Annotated in this window: 15 protein-coding genes; 5 read left to right on the top strand and 10 right to left on the bottom strand. The window is 42.9% G+C overall.

Annotated features, from left to right (window positions below):
• Positions 1-62: 62 nt before the first annotated feature.
• The 5 genes from B5771_RS03570 to hypF are packed head-to-tail and all read right to left on the bottom strand — an operon-like array spanning position 63 to position 5,100.
• Entirely contained in the window at positions 63-488 is a 426-nt protein-coding gene (locus B5771_RS03570; protein ID WP_088186304.1) for a DUF3842 family protein, read from the bottom strand.
• A gap of 19 nt (positions 489-507) precedes the next feature.
• The gene (hypE, locus tag B5771_RS03565) at positions 508-1,500 is read right to left on the bottom strand and encodes a hydrogenase expression/formation protein HypE (protein WP_088186303.1); all 993 of its coding nucleotides are present in this window, start codon (positions 1,498-1,500) and stop codon (positions 508-510) included.
• Entirely contained in the window at positions 1,500-2,597 is a 1,098-nt protein-coding gene (gene hypD, locus B5771_RS03560) for a hydrogenase formation protein HypD (RefSeq protein WP_088186302.1), read from the bottom strand. The genes hypE and hypD overlap by 1 nt, the downstream gene beginning before the upstream one ends.
• Entirely contained in the window at positions 2,575-2,805 is a 231-nt protein-coding gene (locus B5771_RS03555; RefSeq protein WP_088186301.1) for a HypC/HybG/HupF family hydrogenase formation chaperone, read from the bottom strand. Before B5771_RS03555 ends, hypD begins: the two co-directional genes overlap by 23 nt.
• A complete protein-coding gene (gene hypF, locus B5771_RS03550; protein ID WP_088186484.1) occupies positions 2,806-5,100 on the bottom strand; it encodes a carbamoyltransferase HypF in 2,295 nt (764 codons plus the stop codon).
• 397 nt (positions 5,101-5,497) lie between these two features.
• Here hypF and B5771_RS03545 point away from each other — a divergent pair, with 397 nt between their 5' ends.
• The 4 genes from B5771_RS03545 to B5771_RS03530 are packed head-to-tail and all read left to right on the top strand — an operon-like array spanning position 5,498 to position 9,236.
• On the top strand, positions 5,498-6,580 hold the full coding sequence (locus B5771_RS03545; protein ID WP_088186300.1) for a hydrogenase small subunit: 1,083 nt from the start codon (positions 5,498-5,500) through the stop codon (positions 6,578-6,580).
• Position 6,581: 1 nt separating this feature from the next.
• Entirely contained in the window at positions 6,582-8,144 is a 1,563-nt protein-coding gene (locus B5771_RS03540) for a nickel-dependent hydrogenase large subunit (protein WP_088186299.1), read from the top strand.
• A gap of 16 nt (positions 8,145-8,160) precedes the next feature.
• Complete coding sequence (cybH, locus tag B5771_RS03535; protein WP_088186298.1) at positions 8,161-8,745, top strand: Ni/Fe-hydrogenase, b-type cytochrome subunit; 585 nt, start codon at positions 8,161-8,163, stop codon at positions 8,743-8,745.
• 2 nt (positions 8,746-8,747) lie between these two features.
• The gene (locus B5771_RS03530) at positions 8,748-9,236 is read left to right on the top strand and encodes a HyaD/HybD family hydrogenase maturation endopeptidase (protein WP_088186297.1); all 489 of its coding nucleotides are present in this window, start codon (positions 8,748-8,750) and stop codon (positions 9,234-9,236) included.
• 365 nt (positions 9,237-9,601) lie between these two features.
• On the opposite strand, the gene hypB is transcribed toward B5771_RS03530, so the two are convergent.
• Both hypB and hypA read right to left on the bottom strand, forming a co-directional pair.
• Complete coding sequence (gene hypB / locus B5771_RS03525; protein WP_088186296.1) at positions 9,602-10,273, bottom strand: hydrogenase nickel incorporation protein HypB; 672 nt, start codon at positions 10,271-10,273, stop codon at positions 9,602-9,604.
• Complete coding sequence (hypA, locus tag B5771_RS03520) at positions 10,273-10,614, bottom strand: hydrogenase maturation nickel metallochaperone HypA (protein ID WP_047809739.1); 342 nt, start codon at positions 10,612-10,614, stop codon at positions 10,273-10,275. The genes hypB and hypA overlap by 1 nt, the downstream gene beginning before the upstream one ends.
• 258 nt (positions 10,615-10,872) lie before the next feature.
• Between hypA and B5771_RS03515 the strand changes: the two genes are divergently transcribed.
• The gene (locus B5771_RS03515) at positions 10,873-11,097 is read left to right on the top strand and encodes an alpha/beta-type small acid-soluble spore protein (RefSeq protein ID WP_047809740.1); all 225 of its coding nucleotides are present in this window, start codon (positions 10,873-10,875) and stop codon (positions 11,095-11,097) included.
• Between the two features lie 154 nt (positions 11,098-11,251).
• Here B5771_RS03515 and larA read toward each other — a convergent pair whose 3' ends face one another.
• The 3 genes from larA to B5771_RS24520 all read right to left on the bottom strand — a co-directional run.
• Positions 11,252-12,514, bottom strand: coding sequence for a nickel-dependent lactate racemase (gene larA / locus B5771_RS03510; RefSeq protein ID WP_088186295.1), 1,263 nt, complete (start codon positions 12,512-12,514; stop codon positions 11,252-11,254).
• 63 nt (positions 12,515-12,577) lie between these two features.
• Positions 12,578-13,441 (bottom strand): sugar diacid recognition domain-containing protein, encoded by an 864-nt coding sequence (locus tag B5771_RS03505; protein WP_088186294.1) that lies wholly within the window; start codon positions 13,439-13,441, stop codon positions 12,578-12,580.
• 212 nt (positions 13,442-13,653) lie between these two features.
• Positions 13,654-14,074 (bottom strand): hypothetical protein (locus tag B5771_RS24520; RefSeq protein WP_207652672.1); only part of this gene is annotated, 421 nt, incomplete at its 5' end.

The raw sequence follows: 14,074 nt of genomic DNA, 5'->3' as shown, positions 1-14,074 counted from the left end.
TTTGGACAATTTCGTTACCGAAGCCCCTAACACTCCCACTTTATCATTTTCCAAAGGACATCTCAATTGCCGTTTTGATCGCTCGTAAATCTCCGCTCAACGTCAATAACCAAAGTTTCTATTAAATGGGGTAACGGAATGCGCTGAACTCCAACAAATTGAATATTCCCCCGTTGAATTGGAATAAGTAACTTGTCAGCTTTGCTCTTCGCAATAGCGCTTGCCATCCCCGGTGTTATTTCCCCCAACAACCCATAAACCATAATTATTGCCGCTGAGCCAACAATGAGATCCACTCTATCGGCGTTATAGCAAATCGCCGATTCACCAGAGGCCCCCTCGGTTGCCCCGGCACGTAACATGGCACCCGTAGCTAAGGCGTTTGTTCCTAAGGCTAATATCTCCAATTCGGGAATTTTTTTTCGTAATTGTTCAACAATATGCTTGCCTATTCCGCCGCCTTGCCCATCAATTACCGCTATACGCATCGTACCCTCCTCCGCCTGCTCAACATATCCGAGGAAGGTGTTCACCTTCAAGCATACCGACAATTCTCTTTCCTCCCAGAGGAGTTTCTAAAAGCACAAGCCCAGGTTTTCCTTCTTGAACAACCCCGATTTGAGCTGCCCGATGTCCCAAAGGATGAGCATGCATCACCTGCAGGACGGCTTCGACCGTCTCAGGCTTAACAATAACTAAGGCTTTTCCTTCATTGGCAAGATAAAGGGGGTCGAGCCCAAGCATATCGCAAGCCCCTTTTACCCCCGGAAGAATTGGTAACGACTCTTCCTTCAGGAGCATGCTCACACCTGCTTGCTGCGCTAACTCATTTAAGGTCGTTGCAACTCCGCCGCGAGTGGGATCACGCATACATTTTACTCCGACTTGGAAAAAGGAATCAATAAGCCCATTAAGAGGGGCGCAATCACTCGTTACAGGCGTTTCAAACTCTAGGCCTTCCCGATCAGACAGAATGGCGATCTCATGATCCCCAATTGTTCCGGTAATAAGAATAACATCGCCGGGCTGGATTTGTTGGGGGTTAACAAAATATCTATTACTATAGCCAATACCCGTTGTATTTATAAAAAGTTTATCGGCACTTCCGCGTTCCACAACTTTTGTATCCCCGCAGACAATACTAATACCTGCTTCCTTGGCAGTATCTGCTACACTCTGAATAATGTGTTCCAGTTCCTCTAAAGGCAACCCTTCTTCTAAAATCAGCGCTAATGATAAAAACTTCGGCGCTGCACCGCTTACCGCCAGGTCGTTAACTGTCCCGCATACGGCGAGTCTGCCGATATTTCCTCCGCGAAAAAACAAGGGAGAAACCACAAAAGAATCTGTCGTCACCGCCAGTTGCTCTTGCCCCGGCACGATCGTTGCATCGTTCATTTGATCTAAGAATGAATTTCCCAAATACTTTTGAAAAAGACTGTGTATTAATTCATGGCTCAGCCGCCCACCACTTCCATGGGCCATCATAATACGTTCCATTAATCGTCGCTCCTTTGAGAATATCGATAGTAAGCAGCGCAAGATCCTTCCGAAGAGACCATGCAAGGGCCTACAGGTTTAAGAGGAGTACATCGTTTGCCAAACAAAGCACATTGTGTAGGATAAATCCGGCCTTTCAAAACTTCACCGCATTGGCATCCAGGCGTTTCCGGTGAATGGAAAACCGGCAAAGAATATTTCCGTATTGCATCCCAAGGGCCAAACTCCTCTCTGATTCCTAAACCGCTCCCGGGGATTAAGCCCATCCCGCGCCATGAAGCGTCCACTGGTTCAAAAACTCTCTTTACAACCGTTTGGGCGTAGGGATTTCCTTCGGCTTTGGCAACTCGACGATATTGAATCTCAATATCCGATCGTCCTTCTTCCCGTTGCCGAAGCAGCATTACTATAGCCTCCAAAATGTCAAGGGCTTCAAATCCCGTCACGACTCCCGGTTTACCAAATTCTTTAGCCATAAACTCGATTGGCTGAGTTCCGATAATGGCACAAACATGACCGGGATCCAGAAAAGCATCGACATCTAGTTGCTCATCTTCAGCTAATAATCTTAAAACAGGAGGGACAACTTTATGCATTGACAAAACACTAAAGTTATTAATTCCATCACGTTGAGCAATTTCCAAACTGATGGCAACAGTTGGTGCTGTTGTTTCGAAGCCTACTCCCAGAAAAACGACATCCTTATCTGGGTTTTTATGAGCAATTTCCAAAGCATCCTGGGTTGAATAAACAACACGTACATCAGCGCCTTCTGCTTTCAAAGCCTGCAGATTCTTTTTACTGCCGGGGACCCTGATCATGTCGCCAAAGGTCGCGGTAATCATATTCGGCTGAGCAGCCAGATACAGGTAACGATCAATATCACTGCTGTCAGTCACACAAACGGGACACCCGGGACCGGAAATTAAGCGGACGGTCGGCGGCAGTATATCCCTTAGCGCATTTTTAGCAATAGCGACAGTATGAGTCCCGCAAACTTCCATAATTGTAAAAGGCTCTGAAGCTAAGCGCTTTATTTCCTCCAGGTACTCTCCCGCCTTTGCTAAAACATTGTTACTCTCCTTCGGCATAGGCATCGGCAACCTCCAATAATAATTCTTCTGTCTCTTTGGCACTCTGATCATCGACTACCCCAATGGCAAACCCTGCATGGACTAAAACATATTCGCCGATCTTTACCTCCGGTACCAGGTCAATGCTAATTATTCGTTCATTCCCCATCATATCCACTTTAGCAATAACACCGTCGATTGAGACAATTTTTGCTGGTATGGCTAAACACATTTATAACACCTCATTTGCAATTAATACTTGTCCGAAGGCCAGCCCGCCGTCTCCCGGCGGCAGTGTGCGTGAACGAATGACCTTGATGTTTTTATCCTTAAGGTTTTGCAGGACAGCCTCAGTGAGAAGTTTGTTTTGGAACACCCCACCACTAAGAGCAAGCAGCCCATGATGTTGAAATTGCATAGCTAGTGCTGTAATAGCTCCGGCGATAGTCAGATGAAAACGATAGGCAATTTTCCCTCTGGATACTCCCTGAAGACAATCATGAACAATGGCTTGAAAAAGCGGCGCCACACCGAGAATATATTCGTTGCCTTCAAGTCTGATTTCATAAGGATACTCAGAAACGTCCTCTGTCCCTTCATTTTTTCCACCTGAATTAACTTGTCTGAGAAACAATGTTGCCGTACTCTCTAGTTCAATGGCAGCTTGTCCTTCGTATGTTACTTCAGTACATATCCCCAATAATCCGCTCAGCGCATCAAACAGCCGACCCGCACTTGAGGTCTGAAAAATTTGAATATCCTTTTCCAATTGGCGGTCTAAGATCTTACGTTCGTTTGGAAGCAGGGAATGCCAAAGAGGCAGTGTTTTTGTCCATTCTTCACCTGTAAGGAGAGTTTTTAGGTAAGCATAAGCAATACGCACAGGATGTTTGGCACCTGCATCACCTCCTGGCAGCGGTAAATATTCAAGATGTCCCTTGCGTTCATAACTTGCTGCATTCCCATAGAGAACTTCAAAGCCCCAGATACAACGATCCTCCCCAAAGCCTGTTCCGTCACAGATAATTCCTAAGGTTGGATCTGATAGTTCCCACTCTCCCAGTACACTTGCCAAATGCGCATGATGATGCTGAATCGGAATTTTTGGCTGTTGTTCCTGTTCAAGAGCAAATCTTGTCGAATGATAATTTGGATGCTGATCATAAGCAATCACAGTAGGAGTAACGTTGACGACCCGCTGGAAGGATTCCAATTCCTGCTGGAAACGCTCCATGGTCTCGAAACTCTCCATATCTCCAAGATACTGGCTTACAAAAGCCCGCTGATCATCGGCCAGACAAAAGGCATTCTTTAAATCTCCACCTAGTCCTAAAATTGACTTTTTTAACTTAGATGAGGTTAAGGAAATGGGCAAAGGCACATAACCTCTGGCCCGTCGGAAATATACCGCTTCCCCTCCAATAAGTTGGATAACAGAATCATCACAAGGATGATAAATATCTCTGTCATGGACTAAAATATAATCCGCAATACCGTTGAGCAACGTTAGGGCCTCTTCATTGGTATATATCAAAGGACGTCCGCTGAGATTAGCACTCGTCATAATCAAAAAATCTAAAGGGCCTTTAAAAAGGAGATGATGAATCGGCGTATAAGGCAACATCATCCCTAAGGTATGAATGCCGGGAGCAATGTTATCCGGCAATAAATTGGCCTGATTTTGATTTCGCTCCAGTATCACTATCGGTGCGGCTGGGCTGAGTAACAATTCCTCTTCTTTTTTATCGATCAGGACTTCCTGGCGCGCCTTTTCTATGGAGCGTACCATGAGGGCGAAAGGTTTGGCCCCTCGTTCTTTGCGCTGGCGCAACCGCTCAATCGCTTCTCTGTTGCCTGCATCACAAACAAGATGAAACCCGCCTAAACCTTTAACAGCTAGAATTCCGCCTTGAACCAACTGATCGACGCCCATCCCCGGAATCAATCGGCCAGAGCTGTCCAACAATTGAACTTTAGGTCCACACTCCTCACAAGCAACAGGCTGGGCATGAAAACGCCGGTCTCGGGGATCTTGATATTCTGCCGCACAGGATTCACACATTGGAAACGTTGACATCGTTGTTTGGGCACGATCATAAGGTACATCGCGAATAATCGTATATCGTGGTCCGCAATTCGTACAATTGGTAAAAGGATACTCAAAACGGCGATTGTTCTTATCTAAGATCTCATGCAAACAATCTTGGCATGTGGCGACATCGGGAGAGATTAAGACATCGGCATCTTGCTGGGCTTCGCTTCGGGTAATATGAAAAGAACAAAAATTTTCAAAGTTTGCCTCTTCAGTGCGGACCATTAATATTTTTGCTAAAGGCGGGGAATCGGAAACTAAACGCTGAAGGAAACAATCCATGTTTTCTCCCTCTGCATGAATTGTCACTCCCTTACTTGAATTATTGACCCATCCTTTGAGGTTCAGTTCTTCGGCTAGTTTAAATACAAAGGGCCGAAAACCAACCCCTTGTACAATTCCATTCAAATAGATTTTCTTGGCTTTAGAGGTCATTTCCTTCTTCCAGCTTTCCAATTTCTTCATCCAATTACTTTTAAATATATATTTTCTATCGTTGAACTCGTTCATAAGCTAAACATTACCACTCCCACTTGTAGAAACGGGAGTCTTACGATTGGCTAAATAATGTTCAGAAACAATTATCTTGCAGACTAATTCTGATAACTCTCTTATTGTACACGCCAAACTCCTTATTCTACAAGTCTTTAGAAAGAAACCTTTTTTGTGAAAATATTTACTTGATCCAAATTTTGCTTAATTCTGAATAATTATTAAAAACATGCAGGAAATAAATAGGTTATCTCGAATATATGTCAATAATAAAGAATTTCTATATTTTTACCCGTACGCAATAGGGGACAAGACATATTCAGGAGGTGTTCATCTAATTATGGGGAATTTTGATTTACTCAAGGTCAAAGGGGTTTCTCGGCGTGACTTCATGAAGTTGATTGGAGCAACTACAGCCGCGCTTGGATTACCCGAACTATTCGTACCCCAAGCAGCTTCAGCAATGGAACAGGCAATTAAGAAGCCCCCGGTAATTTGGTTGGAAGGAATGGACTGCACCGGATGTACAGAATCAACAATTGCCACGTTAAATCCCTCAGCAGCCGAACTGATTCTTGACATGATCTCAATTCGGTACCATGAAACTATTATGGCCGGATCTGGAAATATAGCTGAAGAAGCCTATCAAGAAGCCCTTAAAGATAAGTTTATTCTCGTAGTAGAAGGAGCTACCCCCGCTCAAGAAGATCGCTACTGCATGGTCGGAGGAAAGCCTTTCCGCAAGACTCTTATCGAAGCTGCTAAAAAAGCCCAAGCCATCATTGCAATCGGAAGCTGCGCCTCGGAAGGCGGCGGAATACCTGGTGCCTGTGCCACAGGAGCTGTGGGAGTTTCTGAGATTCTTAAAGCTGAGGGAATCAGCACTCCCCTTATCAATCTGCCCTGCTGCCCTGTGAAACCTACTACACTTATAGGTACGATTCTCTATTATCTGACATATCAGAAGGTTCCGCCTCTTGATTCTCAAAATCGCCCATTGGCCTTCTATGGAACATTGTTACATGACAACTGCCCACGCCGCGGTCACTTTGAAAACGGAGAATTTCTTACAGACTGGAATGATCCGGCCCAAAAAGATTATTGCTTACTTTTAAAAGGATGCAAAGGGCCGAAGACTTTCACCGATTGTGCTCAAGTATGGTGGAATGACAATGCAAACTTCTGTATCAATGCCGGATCTCCCTGTTCCGGATGTTCAGAGAAGAGCTTCTACAAGCAATTTACCCCCTTATATACTAAACAAGAGACTTTCAAACTTCCCGGCATAGGTCAGGTTAATGCCGATACGGTTGGTACCGTCATCGGAGGGGCTGCCGCCATCGGTCTCGGAGTTCATTTAATTGCTACAGCTGCAAGCGGAAGACTGACTAACCAAGGCCACGGCCACAAGGAGGATTTATAAGATGACAAAAATTGTTGTCGATCCCTTAACAAGAATAGAAGGACACCTGAAGGTGGAAGTTGAAGTTGAGAATGGAAAAATTTCAGACGCGCATGTCGTAGGAACTATGTATCGTGGAATTGAAGCGATGCTGCGCGGTAAAGATCCTCGCGATGCCACCTATGTAACTGAGCGTGTATGCGGAGTTTGTGCAGGCTCCCACGGCTGGGCTTCCTCTCTGGCCTTAGACAAAGCTTTCGGAGCTAACGTTCCGGCCGGAGGACGAATTATCCGTAACTTAATTCTGGGCGCCATGTGGCTGCACGATCATCCCTTACATTTTTATCATCTTAGTGCTCTCGATTATCTTGATGTAATGGCTGTTGCCCAATATCAGGGGAAGGATCCTGGTCTCCTTGCTGTCAAAGATAAAATTGTCAAGCTTGTCACTGCAGGAGATACCGCCCCCTTAACTCCACGTTATAAACCCGATGAATTCAGCGTTAAGGATCCTGAGTTAGTGACCATGGCTGTCGCCCATTATCTTAAAGCCTTGGAAATGCAGGCCAAAGCTAAGAAAATGTCGGCCTTGTTCGCCGGTAAACAGCCCCATCAATCTTCGATTGTTGTCGGCGGAGTCACGATGCTTCCCAATATTGAAGTTGTTGAGCAATTCCGTTCTATGCTGCTGGAACAACTGGATTTCGTTGAAAACGTGTATCTCCAGGATGTCTTGACCTTTGGTACCGGACCATTGCTGCCCTTAGCCCAAGCAGGGGTTGGCGGAGCAGGAGCGGTCAATTTCCTCTCTTATGGCGCTTTTGCTCGGGATGACGCCGGTAAAGACTTATTCCTGAAATCCGGCATTGTCATGGACGGCGACTTGAGCAAGGTTTTACCTGTTGACGAAACTAAAATCACTGAAGATGTCCAATACTCCTGGTATAAAGCAAGTCCCAACGGCAAAACCCCCTTCACCGAGGATACAATTCCTGATCTTGGTAAAAAAGATGCATATTCTTTCGTAAAAGCCCCTCGCTATAATGGTAAGCCCATGGAAGTAGGCCCTCTTGCCCGCATGCTTGTAATGCAGCCAAAGGGTTTAATGGATATAATTTCAAAATACAATATCAAACCAGGTGCCGTCGCACGTCATGCAGCTCGTGCCTATGAAACTCTCCTACTCGCTAAAGACATGCTGACCTGGCTTGACGCTCTGGAAAAAGAAATGGGATCTAATTTCCGCATCCATGATACCGAACACTGGGAAGCACCGGCCACAGGGCAGGGATCAGGATTAACCGAAGCCCCGAGAGGAGCCTTGGGCCATTTTGTTAAAGTTGCTGACCACAAAATCGAGAACTATCAGATGGTTGTACCCACCACCTGGAATTTCTCTCCTCGAGATGATAAAGGAGTTCTTGGGCCTTTCGAACAAGCTTTAATTGGGGTACCTATTCCCGACCCTGATAATCCAGTGAACATCGTTAGAGTCGCTCGATCTTATGACCCATGCCTTGCATGCGCGATTCACCTCATCGATCCAGTGACAAATGATGTGAAAAAATTCCGGATCGGTTGGTAGAAAAGGAGGAAAGGACATGGTTAACCCGCTTGACCATCCATTAGCCCAGCGTATAAGCCACTGGATTAATCTGATTAATTTTATAGTTCTAATCTTTACAGGCTGGTTTATTCATTCTCCCCATCCTGGTATGCCAATGAATTTAATTCGAAATTTACATTTCTTGTTTATGTATTTTCTTCTCATTAACGGAGTTGTACGTTTTTATATTTCCTTTTTTGGGAAAAATAAGGACTATGATTCTATTTTGCTCAACATGCAAGATGTAAAAAACATCTGGCCGCAAACCAAGTACTACTTGTTTTTAGGCAAACACCCAGAAACAGGCAAATATAACCCTCTCCAAAAAATTGCCTACATTGCACTTCCTATTCTCGCTGTCATTCAGGCCTTTACAGGCTTTATTCTCTATAAGCCAGTACAGTTGGCAGGAGTTGCTGACCTGGTGGGAGGTCTGACCGCCGTACGCGGACTTCACTATCTTGTCATGTGGCTGTTTATTGCAATTATTGCAATTCACGTTTATTTGGTCTTTACAGCTGCCTATGAACAGTTTCTGTTTATGTTCTTTGGTAAAATGAGAAATGAGAAGGGAATTTAATCATGCACTCGCCAAAAATTATGGTCATGGGAGTCGGAAACATTCTTCTATCCGACGAAGGCCTGGGTGTTCGATTTCTAGACGAACTGGCTCACAAATCCCTCCCGCAAAATGTTGAACTCCTTGAAGGCGGCACTGCTGGACTCGAACTCGTGCATCTAATTCAAGAAATAGACTTCCTGATTATTATTGATGCAATCAATGCTCAGTCAGAACCCGGCGCTCTATTCCGATTTCATCCCGGTGATATAAAGGTCTTTCCTGAACAATACGAGGTATCCTTTCATCAAATCGGAATAATTGAAGTCTTAACCATGGCAAACATTTTAGGGCATGCTCCTCAAACCTTAATTTTCGGTGTGCAACCCAAAAAACTAGATTGGGGAATGGAATTAAGTCCAGAGATTCAATCACTATTTCCCCATCTTACTGAATTGGTTCTCCTTGAAATTGATTCGATTCTCAGTGCAGGTAAATTCGCAAATAATTAACAACTATCATTTCATACTTAAGTAATGCATCTGTCATGCAGCCAACTCCAAACTTCCGTTAAGGCCGTAGCTATACGAACTAAAGAGTTCGTGAGCGTCGGCCTTTTTAGTGTGAAAATAATTAGAGACCGTTGCATAATGAATATCTATTCTTTTAGTGAACTCGTTCAGCTAAAGCTGAACATCAGACTTCGGTGGGGAACTCTACCCCCACCGAAGCAGAGTACGGGGGACCCACTCCCACTTATAAACGTGGGAGTGGGTGGATAAATAAAACCCTGCATATAAGTGGATGGATGTAAACCACAATTTATGCAAGGTTTTGTTTAAAGAGAGGCGCTTATGCAATTTAATAGTTCATAGACCTATGATTGAAAGTCCAAAACTTTATCCTGAAGCCAGTTAGTCCAGTCTTGCAGACCTTTCCCCGTTCGGCAAGAGATCTCAAAAATTGTTATGTCCGGATTTATAACCAGGATATCCTGTTTCATTCTTTCCATGTTTACATCCGTTAAACCTTCCAAATCCATTTTATTTAGGAGAACGGCTTTAGCTTTACGAAAGATAACAGGATACTTGGCCGGCTTATCGTCACCCTCAACTATGCTTAAGACAATAACTTTAAAAGCTTCACCTAAATCAAAGTCGGCAGGGCAAACAAGATTACCAACGTTTTCAATAATCATTAAATCTAAACTCTGACAATCAAACTCAGGTAATACCTTTGCAACCATTTTACTGTCTAAATGGCAGCTACCACCAGTATTAATTTGTATTACAGGAACATCATGCACAGATATTCGATCTGCATCTTTAGTTGTAAAAATATCTCCTTCAATAACAGCAACACTCATGTTTTCATTGAGCAAAGGCAACGTTTTTTCTAAAAGTGAAGTTTTTCCTGCGCCTGGTGAGCCCATAATATTAATTGCTAGACAATTATTTTTATGAAAATGTGCACGATTTACTTCAGCCTGCATATCATTAGAATCTCGCAGATTTGCCATTACTTCAATTTCGCGACGTGCATTATCCATTATTCAACCTCCAAACTTTCAAGTAAAAGTTCTTCTCCCTGAACTACTTCTATATTCGTAGATTTACAGTTAGGACAGAGAAAATACATCAACTTAACGTTAAACTCATAATGACAATCCCTGCAGCAACCAAGCAAAGGAACTCGTTCGACAATCAATTCAGCTCCCTCACAAAGAGTATCCTTGCTATATGCCTCAAAAGCCATGGCTAAAGCATCTGGCTCAGCATTGGTCAATTCTCCAACCTTTATCTTAACTTTCAGAACCCTCTTGACATCGTGTTGGGACAAGGTATGATCTATCACTTCAAATACCCCTCCCATCAAGGACATTTCATGCACCGAATCACCCCTATCGGGTATTTTTATTTTTGTGAATATGGGGACCACTTCCACTTACTGTTCCAAGTATAGCTTATCCGAAGTTATTCAACAAGTTATTTGAAACTAATAAAATTAAATCTTCCCTCATTATATAGTATTCTGTTAATTCTTGCGGCCGATATAAATTTCACAGGTTTGCAATGTATAATGTACTTTAAAAGGGAGATGCTAAAGAATGTATTAAAACTTCAAACAACTGATAAGGAGGATGGTAAAATGAGTCGTAATACGCCTGAAGTTCCAGAATCCGAAAGCCAGTTGGATAAGTTAAAATGGGAAGTTGCCGAAGAATTACAATTAGATGATGATATCGAAGATAAGGGGTTCGCCAATATGACGACTCGTGAAGTAGGTCAGATCGGCGGAAACATGGTCAAAAAAATGATCAACTTTGCGGAAAAAGAAATGGCTGATCAAGGTTCAGAAATTATGAACGACTAAAAAATATAAGCATTGTTGAAATCGTGTTTCGGCCAGCACGATATCAACAGCCATTGGATATCTTACCAAAGACTAGCGAGGAAGAAAGGGACGATCGTTACAAAACGTTCATCCCTTTCTTCTGTTCTCTTTGATGATTTATGTCCCGCTTTACTTACTCTTCAACATAAGGAATTGTCAGCGGTCCTAGAGGTAATACAGCTATACTCATTTCTTTGCCGTATTTAGCTTGGAGTTCATTAATAGTTGATTCAATATTCTTTGTTGGCGTGAGCATAGCAATTTTAACCCATTCATCTGGAAGCGTCGAATATACTATAATATCAGACCATTCCTGAATCATTGCTAATCTTTGTGCCTCCCACTGATCAAACATGCTAAAGGATGGATCATTGATCATTTCCAAAAGATCCTTTGGGGTTTCACGCATTTTCAGTATCTTTGAAAAATTGCCATGTTCAGGCATTCCTTCACAGCATTCTGCAGCACAAATTATTGTTCCGCCTTTTTTTACAATCTTTTGAGCAGCATTCATTCCTTTAACAGCCTGATAGAGATTCTGATCCAGCGGATACCCGGCGTTTGTCGTAACAACAACATCAAAGCGTTCATCACATTTAATCATCGCATGCTCTTTAACAAATGCGCACCCTGTCTCATGAGCGGCAATAAGCTCACCGGCAAATACATTTGTTATTTCATTATTGCCGCTTAACGCAACATTCAAGAGAAAATCCGGTTTACAAAAAGAATTTACTTCTCTAGTCATTTCTTGAAGAGGGTTTTTATCAATAACTCCCCAAGTTGCCAGAGGATGACCTATCATTTGAGCATTATGAAATGTTAAGATAGTCTCCATGCCCGCAATTCCGGGCATTATCCCCTTTGGTCCACCTGAAAACCCTGCAAAAAAATGTGGTTCAATAAATCCTGTTACAATTCTAAAGTCAGCTTCAACATATTCCTTATTCAAATAAACATCACAGCCAAAACTGCTGGTTCCGACTTTTTTTAGCTCAGACATCTCCTGACAGTGATGATTAATGATGCGAACAGAATTAACGATTTTCTCCCCTAACATCTCAACAAGTTCTTCTCTGGTTTCATCCCGATGAGTACCCGTACCATTAATGATCGTAAAATTATCGATTGGAATGTGCGAAAGCTCCTCCAATAACCAAGGCACTAATTTGTGATTTGGAGTAGGCCTTGTTATATCGCTTATGACAATAACGATCTTGTCCTTTGGATTCACCATTTCTCTTAGTGGTTTTGTTCCTATTGGATTGCGCAAAGCATTGATAATCAGTTGATGATCGTTTTCAGGCAGATCAATATGCTGAGGGACAACTACTTTCGAATGATCTGGTACATTAATTCTTAATCCATTTTTCCCATATGCCAAAGCGACTTCCATAAAGCATATCTCCTTTTTGAAATTTGTTGATCTCCAAATAGAGTAGTGCAGCGTTTATATTATTTAAATGTTTTCGGATAGAGATTTTAAATTTTCACTCACCTGAAATACTCCATCAATCATTTGTGCAATTTCTTGATTAGCTTTTGCTTGTTCTTGAGTTATGGCACTGTTACGCAAAGAGTTATCGACAATCTTCTGAATAATTGTTTGAAATAGCTGTAGAATATTTCTTATCTCAGTAGCCGAACGATTGCTTTCTTCAGCTAACTTACGCACCTCACCGGCAACAACAGAAAAACCCCTTCCCTGCTCTCCCGCACGTGAAGCTTCAATTGCAGCATTTAAACCCAAAAGATTCGTTTGTTTTGCAACTTTATGTATTAGATCTAAAATTAAAGTTGTAGACTTTAGCTGGTTTTCACCATCTTGGGCTTCCTGGGCAATTACTTGGCTGATTGAAGCCACTTCTTCTGCAGAGGCAGCAGTCTCTTGTACCGCACTAGCAGCCTGTTCAACTGAATTACTTAAAAGTTGAACTTGATTGCGGATAGCTTCCTTAAGTTCATCATCTCGAATCATCATTTCGACCATTCCTACCGCAACCTTAGCTACTGGCCTTACAATATCCAGTTTTCCAGCAATACCGAAAGTACCAATAATTTGACCTTGAATTTCAATGCCAGCATTATATCCTTCTTTTATTTTGCCAGACGTAGCAATCTCTTCGTCTGCTGTTATCTCCACATATGTGCAATTCGTCGTTAATATTTCTTGGCTTCCTCTGTGCTTAATCCCTATTCGTGCATGAGCTGAGTCAGCAATAATTGTGCCAGTTGTATCGCAGACTATTGCATGATAACCACTTGTTTGATATATAAGGTCCACAATTTTTTGTCCAATGTTAGTGCTCAGCTTCCAATCCAATGTTTTCCTCTCCTTTTCGAAACCAAATCATTCGGATATTCGTAGCTAACAATCGCGCTCTATGAGAACCAAAACTGTTACCTTAAATATCTTTGTATTAAGTTTTGACAAAAAATATCGCCTTAACTAGTTTATCATGCATTTAACTATTATTCTCGCATTTTCACAAAAAATACCTCAAATTTATGATAATGGTCTTTTAAGGGGCAAGTTTATAACATATTTTTCGGCTTTAAATCAATTCTCCCGCAATGTGGATCCGAACACGATAAGCACGAAAGCCTCCAGTGGAGGGTTTCGCCGAGCCACCAACCCCAGAGATTCACTTCGTGGCGAAGTACGAGCTTTTCGCCACGCTGCATCCCGCAACGCCTTCTCCTGCAGTGTGGGACCCAACATCTTTCATTTCTTTCATGAACCACAAACAGACTGCCATTATGGCAGTCTGTTGCTTGTTCACCTGGCAATGACCTACTTTCCCAGGGGCCTGCGCCCCAAGTATTATTGGCCCTGGAACGAAAGGCGGATGAGCCTTTCGCCACACTGCGTCCCCATACGCATACTCCTGCAGTGTGGATCCTTAACTTCCGTGTTCGTGTATACGAAAAGCGGACGAGCTTTTCGCCACGCTGC

Source organism: Desulfosporosinus sp. FKA (assembly GCF_002196785.1).
In the GTDB taxonomy this organism is placed as follows: Bacteria; Bacillota; Desulfitobacteriia; order Desulfitobacteriales; family Desulfitobacteriaceae; genus Desulfosporosinus; species Desulfosporosinus acididurans.
The sequence above is the reverse complement of the archived record's forward strand: the minus strand, read 5'-3'. Positions and strand labels throughout refer to the sequence as shown.